The following is a 13,412-nucleotide window of genomic DNA, read 5'->3' as shown; positions in this document are numbered from 1 at the left end:
AGGTATGAGAGGCCGGGAATCTGGCTGCCGCCAGGCCCGGCATCCCCTGCTCCGGAGCGTGGGGAGACGCGACGGAGGTGGGGATGGACTACGGGAAGCATCTGAACCTGCACACCATCATCATGCTCAGGGATGTCATCCGCAAGTGGTGGCAGGTCGAGCTGGCGTTCGCGGACCGCCACGGCGTGGTGCATGAGTGGCAGCGCGGGGAAGTCAGCCCGCCGCCGAACGCCTTCTGCCGTGCCGCCCTGACCTCAAAAGAGGGCTTGCGGCGCTGCGGCCAGTCCGTCCGTGTACTGAACGAGAAGTTCAAGGCCAACAAGAAGGTGCGCCGCTCGCTCATCCACGACTGCCACCTCAACTTCAGCATCGTGGGCGCGCCCCTCTACATCGCCAACGAATACGAGGGGTTCCTCTTCGTCGAGGGCTTCGCCCGCCAGCCTCTTGACGCGCGCGAAGCAGACGTCCTCAAGTCGAAGGTGCGCCAGTTCGCCCCGCAGCACGTGGCCCTGGACGGGTGGAGCGAGCAGGTTCCCGTCCTGGACGGCGCCGAGCTGAGCAAGCTGTCCGACCTGCTCGAGTGCGCGGCGAATGAAATCGCCAACCACGAAGCGGCGGAGGCCTCCCGGCAGGAGGACGGCACGCCCGGGTCGTCCCGTGAGCTGAGCGACCGCTACCGCTTCGAGAAGATCATCGGGCGCTCCGGGCCCATGATGGAGGTGTTCCGGTTGATGGAGAAGGTGGCCAACTCCGACTCCACCGTCCTCATCAATGGCGAGTCCGGCACCGGCAAGGAGCTGGTGGCCCGCGCCATCCACCTCAGCGGCCCGCGCGCGCAGCAGCCCTTCGTGGTGCAGAACTGCTCCGCCTTCAACGACAACCTGCTGGAGAGCGCCCTCTTCGGCCACACCCGCGGCGCCTTCACCGGCGCGCTGCGCGACAAGAAGGGCCTCTTCGAGGTCGCCGACAGCGGCACGTTCTTCCTGGATGAAGTGGGCGACATGTCCGCCGCGCTGCAGGTGAAGCTCCTGCGCGTGCTCCAAGAGGGAACCTTCCTGCCCGTGGGCGGCACGCAGCTCAAGGAGGTCAACGTCCGCGTCATCGCCGCCACCCACAAGGACCTGAGCGAGCTGGTGAAGCGGGGCGAGTTCCGCGAGGACCTCTACTACCGCATCAACGTCATCCGCGTGCAGCTGCCGCCCCTGCGGGAGCGGCGCGACGACATGCCCGTCCTCATCGACCACTTCCTGCGCAAGCACCACCGCGAGGGCCAGCGCGCGCGGGGGCTGGACGCGGAGGCCCTGGCCATCCTGGGCGCGTACGCGTGGCCGGGGAACATCCGCGAGTTGGAGAACGAAATCGAACGCCTGCTCGTGCTGGGGGGCGACTTGGAGACCATCCCCGCAGAGCTCATCTCCAGCCGCATCCGCGACGCCGTGTTGCCCGGAGGAGGCCCCTTCATCTCTCCGCGCGCCCACGGCAAGCTGCACGAGGCCGTGGAAGCCCTGGAGCGGGAGATGATTCAGCAGGGACTGATGCGCACGCGCTACAACAAGAGCCGGCTGGCGCGCGAGCTGGGCATCAGCCGCTCCAACCTCATCTTGAAGATTTCACGCTACGGCCTGGACAAGGGCCTGCCCGAGGACGAGGCGGAGATGGGCGACGCATGAGCCCCGGCACGCGGTACTTCCACCAGGACCGCCTGCGCGTCCCGGATGGCGCGCAGCTGTATTACCAGGTCCAGGGAGACGGCCTTCCGGGCATGGTCTTCTGTGACGGCCTGGGCTGTGACGGCTTCGCCTGGAAGTACCTGGCGCCCTACCTGGTCCGGAACCACCGCGTGCTGCGCTGGCACTACCGGGGCCACGGCCGCTCCACCGTCCCCGAGGACCGCTCTCGCATCGGCATGCTGTACACCTGCGATGACCTGCGGCGGATGCTCGACGCCGTGGGGATGGAGCGCGTCGTCCTCTTCGGCCACTCCATGGGCGTCCAGGTGGCGCTGGAGTTCCAGCGCCGCTACGCCCAGCGCGTATGCGGGCTCGTCCTGGTGTGCGGCAGCTACGGCAACCCGCTGGACACCTTCCACGACTCCACCGTGCTCAAGCGGGCGTTCCCGCTCATCCGCGGCGTGGTGGAGCGCTACCCGGAGCAGTCCGCCCGCATCATCCACACGGTGCTGCGCACGGAGCTGGCCGTGCAGCTGGCCATCACCCTGGAGATGAACCGGGAGCGCATCGCCCGCAACGACCTGGCCCCCTACTTCGACCACCTGGCCCGGATGGACCCCGTCGTCTTCGTCCGCACCCTGGAGTCCATGGCGGAGCACAACGCGTGGGACCACCTGCCTCATGTGGACGTCCCCACGCTGGTGGTGGCGGGCGGCCAGGACAAGTTCACGCCGGGTTGGATCTCCGAGGAAATGGCCGACCGGATCCCCGGCGCCGAGCTGGAGCTCATCCCCGAAGGCACCCACACCACCCCACTCGAAGCCCCCGGGCGGGTGGAGGCCCGCGTCGAGCGCTTCCTCCGGGAGCGACTGAACGTGCGTACCGGCGCCCCCTCCCCCCCGCCTACACCGGTGGTGAGCCCTCCCGCTGGCCCCTGAGCCCTCCGGAAGGGGCCGGCCCCCTGCCGTTGTTCATGGGTGACAGGAGTGAAAACCCGCTCGCACGAACGCTGGGCTTCCGGCTGCATTGCAGGGGACGCACTCGCGGCATATAAGCGCCGACCTCCCGGGTTCCGGTGGGGTTCGGAAGCCCCGGCGTCCTCGGGCGTTCCCCACCTGCCATCACAGTTCGGTTCGTATGATTCCTCGCGAAAATATTCGTAACGTCGCCATTGTCGCTCACGTCGACCATGGCAAGACCACGCTCGTCGATCACCTGCTTCGCCAGGCGGGCACTTTCCGTAGCAACGAGCACGTCGCCGAACGGGTGATGGACTCGAACGACCTCGAGCGCGAGAAGGGCATCACCATTCTCGCGAAGAACACCGCGGTCAATTACAAGGGCATGCAGATCAACATCATCGACACCCCGGGTCACGCCGACTTCGGTGGTGAGGTGGAGCGGGGTCTGCGCCTCGTTGAGGGCGTCATCCTGCTGGTGGACGCCGCCGAAGGCCCCCTGCCCCAGACGCGCTTCGTGCTCAGCAAGGCCCTGGCCATGGGCCTGAAGACGGTGCTGGTCATCAACAAGATCGACCGCCAGGACGCCCGCGCGAAGGACGTGCTGGACCTAGTGTACTCGCTCTACATCGACCTGGGCGCGGACGAGCAGCAGCTGGAGATGCCCGTCCTCTACACCATCGCCCGCCAGGGTCAGGCGTCCACGCAGCTGGAGGTCCCCGGCAAGACGCTGGAGCCCCTGTACGACGCCATCATCAACCACATCCCGCCTCCGCCGAAGTCGGAGGAGACGTCGCTGCAGCTGCTCGTCGCCAACCTGGACTACGACGACTACGTCGGCCGTCTGGCCGTGGGCCGCGTGCAGTCCGGCCGCATCACCGCCAACATGCCCGTCTCCGTCTGCCGCGAGGGCGGCAAGGTGCAGCCGGGTAAAATCGTCAAGCTGTACGGCTTCTCCGGCCTGAAGCGCGTGGAGATTCCGGACGCAGGTCCGGGTGAAATCGTCTCCATCGCCGGCATCGAGGAGATCTCCATCGGCGACACCATCGCCGACGCGGAGAAGCCGGTGCCCCTGCCCCGCATCACCGTGGACGAGCCCACGATGATGATGGTCTTCAAGGTCAATGACGGGCCGCTGGCGGGCAAGGAAGGCAAGTTCGTCACCTCCCGCAACCTGCGCGAGCGCCTCTACCGCGAGGCCTACCGCAACGTGGGCGTCCGCGTGGAGGACACCGACACGCCGGACGCGTTCCGCGTGGTGGGCCGCGGCGAGCTCGCCCTGGCCGTCATCATCGAGAACATGCGCCGCGAGGGCTACGAGCTGACGGCCTCCAACCCGGAGCCGATCACCAAGGAGATCGACGGCCAGGTCCACGAGCCCATGGAGCTGCTCTTCTGCGACGTGCCGGAGAACAGCGTGGGCGCGGTGACGGAGCGCCTGGGGCCCCGCAAGGGCCGCATGGTGGACATGGGCACCCTGGGCTCGGGCCGCACGCGGCTCCAGTTCCGCATCCCCGCGCGCGGCCTCATCGGCTTCCGCTCGGAGTTCCTCACCATCACCCGTGGCGAAGGCATCATGAGCAGCCAGTTCGATGGCTACGAGCCGTGGTTCGGCTACATCCCCAAGCGGCAGAATGGCGCCATCGTCTCCGACCGCCTGGGCGACACCGTGCCCTACGCGCTCTTCAGCATCCAGGAGCGTGGCTCGCTCTTCATCGGCGCCGGCACCACGGTGTACGAGGGCATGATCATCGGCGAGCACTCGCACGCGTCCGAGCTGAACGTGAACTGCTGCCGTGAGAAGAAGCTCACCAACATCCGCGCCGCCGGCCGCGACGAGAACGTCATCCTCACCCCGCCGCGGGAAATCAGCCTGGAGAAGGCGCTGGAGTGGATCGCCGACGACGAGCTGGTCGAGGTGACGCCCAAGTCCATCCGCATGCGCAAGAAGGCGCTGGCGGTGGGCGAGCGCTACCGCGCCGAGCGTGACCGCAAGCGCGAGGAGCGCGCGGCCGAAGGCGAGTAGGCCTTCGCTCTGCTGGAGCGCTCACGGGGCGCTCCGCATCACCAGGGCCCGTTCCCACTGCGTTGGGGGCGGGCCCTTCGTGTATGCGGGCTTCAGAACGTGTACTTCACCTTCGGGAAGATGGCGAAGGAGGTGATGTTGGGCCCGATGATGTAGCGGGCCAGCAGGTCCGCGCCGACGGAGAAGTGGTCCATGCCCGTGGCGTACTCCACGCCGAAGCCCAGGCCCGCGTTGGGCGCGCTGACGGCGCGTCCCGGGTCGCCCTCGTCGGGGTCCACGGGCGCCGGATCCAGCCGCGTGTAGCCCGCAACCACCTTGGGCGTGAGGAACAGCCGGTCCATGACACGCACGTGGTAGGCCGCCGACAGGTTGAAGAAGGCCATGGTGAAGTTGTCCGACAGCGCGCACGTCTCCGTGCCGGGCAGGTAGCCCGCGAAGCAGTTCTGCGCGGACGAGCCGAGCCCGAAGTGCGCCCCCAGCGACATCTTCTCCGTGAGGTCGTACCCCACCCCGAGCTGAAGGTACGTCTGGGCGTTGGAGTAGACGTTCTCTCCGCCCACGGTGAAGAACACGCCGATGTCCGTCTCGGTGAAGAAACCACGGCGCGGCTCGAACGCCACCCCTTCCGGCGGTGTGGCCGCGAGAACCGGAGACGACAGCAGCGCGAGCGCGGCAATCAACTGAGACTTCTTCACGGGTCCTCCCGACAGACGTGCCCTCCCAGCGCAACGCGGGAGCGCCGCAGACGTTAATGACGGCCCCCCAGAACCGGCAGTGGGGGAAAAACGAAAGTGGCGTGGACCGTTTCGTCCACGCCACTTGGGTCCTTCACAGGCCGCGACCGCCGCTCACCCTCCCGTGCCCGCGGGCGAGAAGAGCCAGGGGTACGTCACCGACACCACGCCGCCGCCCTTGGGCTCCGGGAACTTCCAGCGGCGGATTCGCGACAGCATGCAGCGCTCCGCCGCGGCGTTGTTCAGCGTCGTCTCGGCGACACTCGCGTCGGACACCGCGCCCGTGGGGTCGATGACGAAGGCCACCGCCACCTTGCCGGCGAGGCTCGGGTCCTTGTTCAGCTCCGACTCGTAGCAGTACTTGATCTCCCCCTGGTGCCGCCGGATGACCTTGGCGATGACGTCCTTGTCCAGGCCGCCCACCACCGTCGTCTTGCCGGGGATGACCTTGGTGATGGACTTGCCACGGCCGCCCAGGTCGATGCCGCCCGACCCGCCCGTGCCACGGCCGGTGCCCTGCGTCCCGAGCCCACCGATGCCCAGCGCGGTGCCACCACCGCCCTTGCCCGTGCCACGCGAGCCCACGCCGCCCACGCCCTGCGCGTCACCCATGGCCGCGCCGCCCTTGAGGCCGCCCAGCGCGTCGTTGATGCCGGTGCCGAAGCCGCCGGGACCGAACACGTCGGATGCCCCACCCTTCATGCCCTTGAAGGCGCCCAGCAGGCCGGCCTTGCCCACCGCCTGGCGGTCCTTCTCCTTCTTGCTCTTGTCCACCACGGGCGTGCCGGGCTTGGAGGGCGCCGCTTCCTGCTGCTTCGCATCCTCCTTGCCGAACTTACCTTCCTCGTCCTTCGCCTTGGCGCCCTCTTCCGGCGCGGACAGCTGGAGCTTCTTCGCCTCCAGCCGCTTCTCCGGGGTGATGAGGAACTTCGCCACGCGCTGCTGGGACTCGAAGATGTCCGCGCTCTGCGGCAGCTCCTGGCGCGGCGTCAGCACCATGGCCAACACCACCGCCAGGCCCGCCAGCATGCAGATGCTGGTGATCTTGAAGAACGTGAAATCGGAGTCCTTCAGCGACGCGGCGGTGATGACCGGAGACGGCTTCACGTAGCGCGCGACGAAGGACACCGTGCCCAGCGACACCTCCACCCGGTCGTGCAGGCCCAGGGTGAAGCGCTGCTCGGCGGCGTCACCGGCCTGGCCGGAGAGCGCGCCCGCGGCCCGCAGCGCGTCCTTGGTGCGCACGTTGCCCTGGTTGGTGACGAAGGCGCGCGAGCCCGCGGGAGCGCGCACCTCCAGCACATCCTTCTTGCTGACGGCCAGCACGTGGCTCTTGCCCACTGACGGCGCGAAGACGTTGAAGAAGTTCTGCTTCGCCTCGCCGATGGTGACGGGCACGCCGTCCTTGAAGTGCTGGACCTCCAGCAGGGTGTCGCCCCACAGCAGCGCGACCTGGAGGACGCGCGCCTCGGGCGTGGGCATGGCCTCGGGAGGCAGCGGCTCCTGGAGGTGCGGCGCCACCGTCCGCCGCGGCGTGGCCGTGTTCGCCGCATTCGGCGTGGGCATCCGCGCCGTGGAGGGCGTCGTGCGAGGCTGGAGCCCCGGAGGCGTCTGCCGGGGCGGCTCGACCGGCATCACACCGGGAGAGGCCACTCGCTCCACGCGGTTGCCCAGCGCCGTGGACACCTGGCGCATGGGCGGCGGCGGCGTGGGAACCAGTTTCGGCAGGTCCGCGCGCGTCTGCGTCTGCGTCTGCAGCTGCATGCCACGCGGCGGCGGCGGCGGTGGCGTGGCCACCGGCCCCTGGAACACCGGCCCCGCCACGCGCGCCCCCGCGGGATGTGGACGCTCGGGCTGGGTCGCTCCGAAGAGCACCTCCACCCGGCTGCCGCCCACCATCAACACGTCCCCGGGGTTGAGCGCCGTGGGGAGGACGAGCCGCTGTCCCCGCACCTCCGTGCCACCCTCACTGCCCAGGTCGATGGCTGTGACCGAGCCATCCTTGTCCACCTTCAGCATCACATGGAGATTCGAGACCCGCGGGTCCTGAATCTTCACTGCCGCCTGAGCGCCCGACCCCACAATGACGCTCTCGGCCTCCGACACGGCTTCCGCCGTGGAGCCATCCGGCCCGGTGATCCGAAGCGTCAAGCCGTTGTTCTTCGCCGCCGCCATGAGGATTTTCCCTCTTCCCTTCCGCCCTTAGAACGACTGCCGCCGCCCGCTGCCGCTAGAGGTTGTCGACTGACTTCTGTAGCTCTGGATCGAAGTTGTCCCGGACCTTGATGAGGCTCTGGAAGTCCGTCTTCTTCCGGTGGAGGACGTACGAGCCCTCAGGCTTCGTGAGCTCGCCTTCCACCGCTACATCCGTGAAGTCGATGACCGTCTTCTTCCGGAAGACGGTGCGGTCCTCCTCCTGGACGACCTTCACCGTGTCTCTCGGCTCCTGTGACATCGCCACCGAGGGTGCCGCCCACAGGCCCAGCACCACCACCGCTGATACCAGTCGCCTCATGCTCAACCTCCCAATGCACAGCGCGATCCAACCTCAAGTCCTTGAATCCAGAGGAGCTCGCCTGCTCATCCGGGTACTGCTGCCTGGAGAGGGGAAAAAAGTTCCGTCCCTCTTCGTCAAAACTCCAGCCCGCCTGTCCAACCCAGCCCCCGCCCACTGTGCGAGCGACGAGCGCCGCGCCCCCAGGAAAGCCGCTTCACTTGCCTGCGGGCGTACCTTCCCCAGCGGGAGCAATCGGCGCCCCACTGCCACTGGAGGCATCACCCTGCGGAACATCGTCCGGAGTGGGCTCGGAACCCGAGCCCCCCGTGGCGTCATCCTCTGGCGTCGTGCCAATGCCTTGCTCGGGCTGGGTGGCCGCGCCACCGGTCGCGCCGTCCGCGGGCATCGCATCCGTGCCCTGCCCAGGCTGGGCGCCCGCGCCGCCCGTGGCGTTGCCTGCCGGCGCCACATCCGAGCCCTGTCCAGGCGCCACGCCCTCGGCGCCCTGCGCGGGCTGCGCACCACCGCCGCCAATGGCCTCATCCGCTGGAGCGCCACCCCCTTCGCCTTCCGCGGTGGCGGGCGCGGCCTCGGGCGGTGGGGCCTTGAGCATGTTCTGCAGGCCCTGGACCTTGGCGGTGATCATCTGCTTGTCATTGTCGGTCGTCGTCTCCAGGCCCTTGCAGCGGTCGAGGAACGCGATGGCCTTCTGCCAGCCCGCGCGGTCCGACGCATACGCCCAGCCCGCGCCGCACACGGCCTCCGGCAGGTCCGAGCGCGTGGCCAGCACCTTCTCGAACGCCTCGCCCGCGGCCAGGCCCTTCTTCGGGTCGCGCCCCTTCTGCCCGTCCAGCGCCCAGGCCAGGTACAGCGTCGCGTCCGGCGAACCCGGCTCCAGCTCCACGGCCTTGCCGAAGGAGCGCTCGGCGCCCACGTAGTCGCGGTAGCTCAGCGCCAGGGCGCCCAGGTTGAGGTAGCCCGGGGTGAACTTCGCATCCAGGGAGATGGCCTTCTGGAACTGCACCAGCGCGCGCGCCCGGTCGTCCAGCTTCAGGTAGACCATGCCCAGCAGGTTGTAGAGCGCCGGGTCGTTCTCCGAGTGCTTGCGCGCGTTGCCGGCCAGCAGCTCCGCCAGCCGGTACTTCTCCCGTGCGTAGGCCACGTGCGCCAGGTTCTTGTACGCCCCCGGGTTGTCCTTGTTGCGCACCAGCACGCGGCGCGCGGCGGCCTCGGACTCGTCCAGCTTTCCGGCGACGCGATAGGTGACGGACAGGCTGTTGAGCAGCGACGCGTCGTACTCGCGCCCCGGCGTCTTCAGCGCCCGCTGGAACAACGCGATGGCTTCGTCCAGCCGCCCCTGCTCCCGGTACATGACGCCCAGGTTGACCACCGCGGGCACGTGCGCCGGGTCCAGCAGGAGGACCTTCTCGTAGGCCACGCGCGCGTCATCCGGACGGCCCTGGCGCTCCGCGATGACGCCCAGGTTGAACTGCGCGTTGAGGCTCTGCGGCAGTTCATCCACCACCGCCTCGAAGCCCTTGCGCGCGCCGTCCAGGTCCCCTGCTTCATAGGACTGGAGCGCCGCCGCGAAGGCGGACTGCGCGCTGCCGGACTTCTGCGCGGGAGGCGGCACCGGCTTCTGCTCGGGCGCGGGCTGCTGCGCCGCGGGCGGCGTCACCTCCGGCGCGGCGGTCTGCTTCTTCTGAGGCCCCGAGGCGCACGCCGCCGTCAAGGCCAGCGAGCCGACGAGGAGCGAACGGAACCAGGTCATCTGCGTCTTCCCCGCCCCAACCTGAAAGGAATCGATGCGAAACGGCTTCATCGCAGCACCTCCCCGCGCGCCGCCGTGGGTGCCTGCGCCTCGTCATCCGAGGGCATCGAGGAATCCTCCGGGACCGGCGTCGTCGCGGTGGCGCCTTCCAGCACGCGCACCAGGTCCGAGCGGACGAGTGTGTCGCTGCCGCGGTAGTTCACCTGTCGCACCTGCGCGTAGGCCCCCGGACGCAGGCGGTTCACCTGGTCCTGCGCGGCCAGGGTCCACGGGCTGTAGACGCCCAGCTCGTAGGCCTTCTCCAGCGCCTTCTCCAGGGCCTCGGCGGCCTTGTCCTCCAGCGGCAACGCCAGGTTCTCCAGCTCGCTGCGGTACATGGCGAGCTGCTCCTCATCGAGCCCGGATGGGTCCGGCGAGTCCATGATGTTGCGCGCGAAGTCGGCATAGGCCAGGCCGATGCGCGTGAGCGCCGCGATGCCCCAGTCACCGGAGCCGGTGGACAGGACGGCGAGGTACTCCTTCTCCAGCCGTTGAATCTCCTTCTGCTTCGCCGCCAGGTCCCGTCGGATGGTGCTCACCCGCGAGAAGCGGATGCCCACGTAGCGCTTCCACGCCGGCTCCAGCGACAGGAAGCGCGCATGGCCGTAGGCATTGAGCACCGCCGCGTCCTTGCGAGCGCTCTCCGGCAGCCGGTTCCACGCCCGCACCAGCTCGCCCTGCACGCGCTCCTGCTCGCGTACGTTCTTCAGCTGCTCGTACGCCAGCAGCTCGTGGTAGCGCGCCTGGTACACCTGCGCGGAGCTGGAGCGCGAGTCACGGCCGTACGTCTCCGCGAAGGCGCCGAACGCCCGGGCCGCCTCGCTCCACTTCTTCTCCTTCTCCCACGCGAGCGCCGCCGCGAAGGCCACCTGCGGCACGTCCTTGCGGTCCTTGAAGCGGGAGACATACGTGTTGTAGGCGGCCACGGCCTTCTGCGGCTCACCCGCGCCTTCCCACCAGACGCCCGCATTGAACTGCGCATCCGCCAGCCAGCCTCCGGCCTCCTCCAGCAGCGCCTTGCGCTCGGCGGCCTTCCGCTCGCGCTTGGACTCCGCGTCCTCGGCGCCCGGCGCGACATTCGCCTTGGCGGCCGTCTTGGTCGCCTTGCGCTTGCCGTTGGCATCGTCCGCCTTCATCGCGGCGTCGTAGCTGGCCACGAAGGACTCCGCCATGACGGCGGCCTTCCGGTACTCAGCGACCTTCTCGTAGAGGCCCGCCAGCGAGTAACGCGCCTTCAGCTCGAAGGGGCTGCGCGGGTACTCCTTGAGGAAGCGCTCACCCGCGGCCAGGCCCTTGTCGATTTCGCCCGCCTCCTGCGCGATGACCATCGCGTAGGTGAGCGCACGGTCCGCGTTCTCTGACTTGGGGAAGTCGGACACGAAGCGGAGGAACTCCTCGGCGGCCTTCTTCGGGTTCTTCTCCTTCTTGTAGACGACCTCGTCCACCCACTTGTACTGGCTGCCTTCGACGACGCGGCTGACGCGCACGGCGAAGTCCGTTCCGGGCTTGGCCAGCTTCTTGTTCTCCAGGAACTTCTTCGACAGCGTGTTCAGCTCGAGCCACTCCTCGCGGCTCTCCAGCACGTACATGGTGAGGTCGGCCGCGTCGCGCGAGCGGCGCTCCTCGGGGAACTTCTCGATGATTTCGCCGAAGCGCCGGGCCGCGTCCACGAAGTGGCTGCGGTCATAGAGGATGACGGCGGCCTGGTAGCGCAGGTCGATTTCGTCCTGCGTGTTCGGATACAGCTTCACGTAGACGTCGCACGCGGCGACCAGCCGGTCCTCGAACTTCGTGAGCGCCTCTTCCTCGCGGTCCTTCGCGTCGCGCTTGACGATCTTCTGCTTGGCGACGTCGCCCTTGTCCTTCTTCTCGTCAACCTTCTGGCCGTCGCGCAGGTCGCTCCTGGCGAGCTGGCCGCGCTCGATCTTCACCAACTTGTCGTAGGCGAGGATGGCGTTGTACCCAGCGCTCTTGCGGTACGTCTCGTTGGAGACCTCGCGCGCGGTGTCGCGGTCCGGAATCTTGAAGGCCACCACGGCGTCGTACTCGGCCGCCGCCGCTTCCCACTCCTCCAGGGCCCAGAGGATTTCCGCGTAGAAGAAGCGGAGGTTGAAGGCGGAGTCCGCCACGAAGTCCGGGTTCGCGTTGGAGGCGAACGCGTCCACGTACTGCTTGTAGATGTCACGCGCCAGCCGGTAGGTCTCCACCTGGCGCGTCTTCTGCGCCTCCTGGTGGTACTCGGTGACCATGACGCGCATGGCCTCTTCGGTGACGTTGAAGGCGTTGCGGAGGACGGTCGTCTTGCCCTCGTTGGCCTTCCACCACTCGCCACCGGGGCTGTAGAGGTCCACCATCCGCTTCATTTCCTTGCGGACCAGCTGGCGCTGGCGGAGCCCCTCGTGGGCGCGGACGATGGCCTGCTGGTACTCCGGCGCGCTGGCGCCCATGGGCTCGTCGTCCACGAGCGTGCGGTACGTGAGGATGGCGCTGTCGAAGTGGCCCGCGTCCACCAGGCCCGCGGCCGTCTTGGCCAGCAGGCGGCCCACGCGCTGCGCCGGCGCCTTCGCCTTGAAGTAGGCGATGGCTTCCTTCGGCTGGTCCAACTGGACGTAGAAGACGGTCAGGTCGTTGAGCGCCTCGGTGCGCAGATCACCCAGCTCGGGGCTCTTCGCGGCGTAGTCCACCACCTCGTGGAGCTTCTTCAGCCCCAGCTCGTAGTCGCCGGTGTTGTAGTCGCACCAGGACAGCTTGTAGACGGCGTAGCCGTAGATCTTCGGCACGCCCGAGTCCCGCGCCTTCTCATAGTTCTCCTTGGCGGGGATGAGCTTGTTGTTCTCGAAGTAGTGGTTGCCGAGCTGGATGTACGCGTCCGGCACGAACTGCGACTTCGGGAAGTCGCGGATCAACTCCTCGTAGCGGGCCACCGCGTCCTCGCGGCGTCCCAGCTCGTAGTAGTTGTACCCCATGGAGAAGAGGACCTCGTCGCGCTGCGGATAGTCCGGGTACGCGCGGAGGATGTCCTCGTAGATGCCCATCGTTTCGGTGCGGTAGCGCTCGCTGTCCGCGTGGTTCTTCTTGGGCGGCTCCACCTTCTCGCCGCGCGCCACGGCCGCGTCGTAGTCCTTCTCCGCCGCGAGGAAGCGCGTCATCTCCAGCTGGTAGAGGTACTTGGACTTCTCCCAGTAGAGCTCCGACAGGCGGTAGAGCATCTCCGCCTTCTGCGGATTGCCGTCCCGCAGCTTGGGGATGAGGCGCTTGAAGGCGGCGATGGCCTCGTCGCGCTTCTTGTCCGCCAGCGCGTCCCGCTTGGCGTCCGGGATGCGGGGCAGCTCCGCGAACTTCGCCGACGCAGGCTGAACGCGCGCCGGCCCCTGCCGCACATCCTCCGGCGCAACCCCCGGCGGCGGAGCCTTCTCCTCTGCCTTGCGGTCGACCTGGGCCTTCGCGGACTTCTTCTTCCCGCCCGCCTTGCTGGACGCACCGGAGGTCTTCGACGCGGACGCCGCGGCGGGCTTCTTCCCCCCCTTGCGGGCCTGCGTTTCCGCCGCCTCTCCCACCCCGCCAGTGATGAGCACCGCGCCCACCGCCAGCGCACCGAAACGAAGAACCACCTTCATGCGAGCTCCTGCCGTGAAGCCGCCCCGGCATGCGGGCAATCCAGCACCCACTGACGAGGGACGACGGAAAGTAGATGCGCACTTCTGGATTGAGAAGTG

General features: G+C 68.3%; 8 protein-coding genes. 3 read left to right on the top strand and 5 right to left on the bottom strand.

The window, feature by feature from the left end:
- Window positions 1-83: 83 nt before the first annotated feature.
- The 3 genes from BLU09_RS21090 (at window position 84) to typA (ending at window position 4,655) form a co-directional block, all read left to right on the top strand.
- Window positions 84-1,670: a sigma 54-interacting transcriptional regulator gene (locus BLU09_RS21090; RefSeq protein WP_090491324.1), complete on the top strand. Its 1,587-nt coding sequence runs from the start codon at window positions 84-86 to the stop codon at window positions 1,668-1,670.
- Window positions 1,667-2,608 carry an alpha/beta fold hydrolase gene (locus tag BLU09_RS21085; protein WP_090491323.1) on the top strand — a complete coding sequence of 314 codons (942 nt, stop codon included), beginning with the start codon at window positions 1,667-1,669 and terminating at the stop codon, window positions 2,606-2,608. The genes BLU09_RS21090 and BLU09_RS21085 overlap by 4 nt, the downstream gene beginning before the upstream one ends.
- 199 nt (window positions 2,609-2,807) lie before the next feature.
- Window positions 2,808-4,655, top strand: a complete 1,848-nt coding sequence (gene typA / locus BLU09_RS21080) for a translational GTPase TypA (RefSeq protein ID WP_090491322.1) — start codon at window positions 2,808-2,810, stop codon at window positions 4,653-4,655.
- A 92-nt stretch (window positions 4,656-4,747) separates the two neighbouring features.
- Here the strand turns inward: typA and cglE are convergent, their stop codons facing one another.
- The 5 genes from cglE to BLU09_RS21055 form a co-directional block, all read right to left on the bottom strand.
- Window positions 4,748-5,350: an adventurous gliding motility protein CglE gene (gene cglE, locus BLU09_RS21075; protein WP_090491321.1), complete on the bottom strand. Its 603-nt coding sequence runs from the start codon at window positions 5,348-5,350 to the stop codon at window positions 4,748-4,750.
- 153 nt (window positions 5,351-5,503) lie between these two features.
- Window positions 5,504-7,564, bottom strand: coding sequence for a TonB family protein (locus BLU09_RS21070; protein ID WP_090491320.1), 2,061 nt, complete (start codon window positions 7,562-7,564; stop codon window positions 5,504-5,506).
- Between the two features lie 55 nt (window positions 7,565-7,619).
- Window positions 7,620-7,904, bottom strand: coding sequence for a hypothetical protein (locus tag BLU09_RS21065; RefSeq protein ID WP_143043159.1), 285 nt, complete (start codon window positions 7,902-7,904; stop codon window positions 7,620-7,622).
- A 196-nt stretch (window positions 7,905-8,100) separates the two neighbouring features.
- Window positions 8,101-9,708: a tetratricopeptide repeat protein gene (locus tag BLU09_RS21060; RefSeq protein ID WP_244171907.1), complete on the bottom strand. Its 1,608-nt coding sequence runs from the start codon at window positions 9,706-9,708 to the stop codon at window positions 8,101-8,103.
- Window positions 9,705-13,313, bottom strand: coding sequence for a tetratricopeptide repeat protein (locus tag BLU09_RS21055; protein WP_167371124.1), 3,609 nt, complete (start codon window positions 13,311-13,313; stop codon window positions 9,705-9,707). The genes BLU09_RS21060 and BLU09_RS21055 overlap by 4 nt, the downstream gene beginning before the upstream one ends.
- Window positions 13,314-13,412 lie beyond the last annotated feature (99 nt).

Origin of the sequence: Myxococcus virescens, from assembly GCF_900101905.1 — a bacterium.
In the GTDB taxonomy this organism is placed as follows: domain Bacteria; phylum Myxococcota; class Myxococcia; order Myxococcales; family Myxococcaceae; genus Myxococcus; species Myxococcus virescens.
Note: the sequence above shows the minus strand (reverse complement) of the source record. Positions and strands in the feature narration are given on the sequence as shown.